Genomic DNA, 2,755 nt, shown 5'->3' with positions numbered 1-2,755 from the left:
CAGGCGGTGGTTCTCCCGCTTCACCACCGGCAGGCAGTAGTAATGCGGCCGCACCCCGCCGACGAGCAGGTCGTTGCGGTTCAGCACCAGGTGCTGCGGTGTGATCGTGGCGCCGACCCGGCCGTCGCCCTGGTCGAGCACGAAGTCGACCCCGTCCTGGGTGGTGACGTGCTCCATGACGATCCGCAGCTCCGGGAAATCCGCGCGGATCGGCTGCAGGTGGCGCTCGATGAACACCGCCTCGCGGTCGAAGATATCGATGTCAGGATCCACCACCTCGCCATGCACCAGCAGCGGCAGGCCGATCGCCTGCATCCGCTCCAGCACCGGCCGGACCTTGGCCAGGTCGCGCACACCGCCATGCGAATTGGTGGCGGCGCCCGCCGGGTATAGCTTCACCGCCGTCAGCACGCCCTCGTCCTGGCCGCGGGCGAGGTCGTCCGGATCGGTGCCTTCGGTCAGGTAGGCGACCATCAGCGGCGTGAAGCGCGCGCCGGCCGGCAGCGCCGCCAGGATGCGGTCGCGATAGGCCGCGGCGTCGGCGCTGGTCACGACAGGCGGCGTCAGGTTCGGCATGATGATGGCACGGCCGAAATGCGCCGTGCTGTGCGGCAGCACCGCCTGCATCATGGCGCCGTCGCGCAGATGCAGGTGCCAGTCGTCGGGGCGGCGGAGGGTCAGGTGATCGGGTTGGGTCGTCATGGCGAGGGTCCCTGAAGCGGCGGGCGGATCTTGGCCATGCGTTCTTTGGGACGCAAGCCCGCTTGCCAGATGGCTGCCCCAGCCCTAAGACGCGCAAACCCCTGCGCCGGAGCCCGCCATGATCCTCTCCACCAGCTTTGCCGACCGCAAGACCATCGCCAGCCTGACCGCCAAGGCGTTCCTGGAGACCAAGGCGATCCATTTCAACGCCGAGACGCCCTACAAGTTCACCTCCGGCTGGGCCAGCCCGGTCTACACCGACTGCCGTCGGCTGATCTCCTACCCCCGCGTCCGCGGCGCGCTGATGGACTTCGCCACCACGCTGATCCTGAGCGAGGTCGGGTTCGAGCAGATCGATGCGGTGGCGGGCGGCGAGACCGCCGGCATCTCCTACGCCGCTTGGATCGCCGACCGGCTGGCGCTGCCGATGCAGTATGTCCGCAAGAAGCCGAAGGGCTTCGGCCGCAACGCCCAGATCGAGGGCGTGCTGACCGAAGGCCAGCGGGTGCTGCTGGTCGAGGATCTGAACACCGACGGCCGCAGCAAGGCCAAGTTCTGCCAGGCGCTGCGCGACGCCGGCGCGGTGGTCGAGCACGTCTTCGTGCTGTTCAACTACGGCATCTTCAAGGACACGCCGAAGTTCTTCGAATCGATCGGCGTCCAGCTGCACGCCCTGGCCACCTGGTGGGACGTGCTGGAATTCTGCAAGACCGGCAACTACTTCGACGCCAAGACCCTGGATGAGGTCGAGAAGTTCCTGCACGACCCGGTGTCCTGGTCGGCCGCGCATGGCGGCATCGACGCGATGCCGACCGACTGAGCCGGCGCCCCGGGGCTCCGCCGGATCGTGACGAATCCGGCTCGCGCCCCTCAGATCGCGACGTGAAGCTGCAGCAGGCCGGGAAGGGTGCCGGGATCGCGGCGTCCGAATCCGCATTCGGTGGCGATGCCGAAATCGGCGGGCGCGTAGCGTTCGGCCACCTCCAGCCGGCGCCTGGTCCCTTCCAGCCCGTCGGTATCGTGCACCAGGCCGAGGAACAGCGTGCAGGTCGGCGGAAGGACGAGATTTGCCAGGGGCTCGAAATATGCCGGGTCGTGCCGGTCCTTCGGCACGGGGATATGGACCCAGTCCAGCCGTCGGCCCCCCGCCGCAACGGCATTCGCGATGCGCACGACCAGCGCGGTGTCCGCCGGCTCCTTGAAATGCTTGTGACCGGCATCGCCGTAGCAGAGGTGAAGACCGAGCTCGACCGCCGGCTCTATCCAGCCGGCCAGATGCCGCAGGCGCTGCACGATCCCGGCAAACGGATCGTCGAAATGGATCGGCAGCACGCCTTCCAATATGGCGATCTCGATCGCGACATCCCACTGGATGGCCAGCCGGTCATGCGGGATGCCGTCCTGGATCTCCTGCACCTCGAAGTGCAGGGCCGCCTCGTAGGATCGTTCGAGCTCGGCCTGGGAGTGCAGGTCGACGAAGCGGCCGACGACCGCGACGGGCGTCGGCAGGCTGACCTGGAATCGCTGCTCCGCCCGGATGAGGCCTTCGGCCTGCAATCGCTGGAAATCCTGCCAGGACCGCAGTGCGGCGTCGGCATAGCCCAGGCGGCCGAAGCGGACGTCGCCCCCATGTCCCGGCCGCAACCGGAACGACACGCCGGCCCCTCCGTCGGTCGGCTGCGCGGCCTCGATCCCCGGCGTCGCTTCGAAGACCGGACGCTGCCAGCGGATCCAGTTCGACCGCTCGCCGGTCTCCCCGTCGGTCAGCCGCCGGGCGCGAGGCCCCAGCGTGGCCGCACAGATCCGGAAGACCTCCTCGGCGGAACCGAGCGGGACGCTGCCGACCAGATGAATGGCCCGTCCGGACCGTCCGGTCTCACGCTGCCCCATGTCATCGTGCATCGCACACCTCTGTCTTCCAACGTCCATAACCGATGACACTAAGTCGTTACCGCGCCATTTCCGAAGCGGCGGAAGCGGCTACGGCTGAAATCGGTTCTGACACATGAGCCATGCCCGATGCGCGCGAGACGGCCGCCGCATCGAGGGATGA

Annotated in this window: 3 protein-coding genes; 1 reads left to right on the top strand and 2 read right to left on the bottom strand. The window is 68.1% G+C overall.

Annotated features, from left to right (window positions below; genetic code table 11):
• A partial coding sequence (pyrC, locus tag AC3XYG_RS39420) for a dihydroorotase (RefSeq protein ID WP_489145374.1) occupies positions 1-702 on the bottom strand: 702 nt, incomplete at its 3' end.
• Positions 703-820: 118 nt separating this feature from the next.
• Between pyrC and AC3XYG_RS39415 the strand changes: the two genes are divergently transcribed.
• On the top strand, positions 821-1,522 hold the full coding sequence (locus tag AC3XYG_RS39415) for an orotate phosphoribosyltransferase (protein ID WP_489145373.1): 702 nt from the start codon (positions 821-823) through the stop codon (positions 1,520-1,522).
• Between the two features lie 50 nt (positions 1,523-1,572).
• Here the strand turns inward: AC3XYG_RS39415 and AC3XYG_RS39410 are convergent, their stop codons facing one another.
• Positions 1,573-2,604: a hypothetical protein gene (locus tag AC3XYG_RS39410; protein WP_489145372.1), complete on the bottom strand. Its 1,032-nt coding sequence runs from the start codon at positions 2,602-2,604 to the stop codon at positions 1,573-1,575.
• Between the last annotated feature and the right edge of the window lie 151 nt (positions 2,605-2,755).

Source organism: Inquilinus sp., from assembly GCF_057815775.1.
This window is presented reverse-complemented; position numbering and strand designations above follow the sequence as displayed.

What these genes read in the sequence shown, in the direction of transcription:
- AC3XYG_RS39415 (WP_489145373.1), top strand. Translation starts at nt 821, where the DNA reads ATGATCCTCTCCACCAGCTTTGCCGACCGCAAGACCATCGCCAGCCTG.
- AC3XYG_RS39410 (WP_489145372.1), bottom strand. Translation starts at nt 2,604, where the DNA reads ATGCACGATGACATGGGGCAGCGTGAGACCGGACGGTCCGGACGGGCC.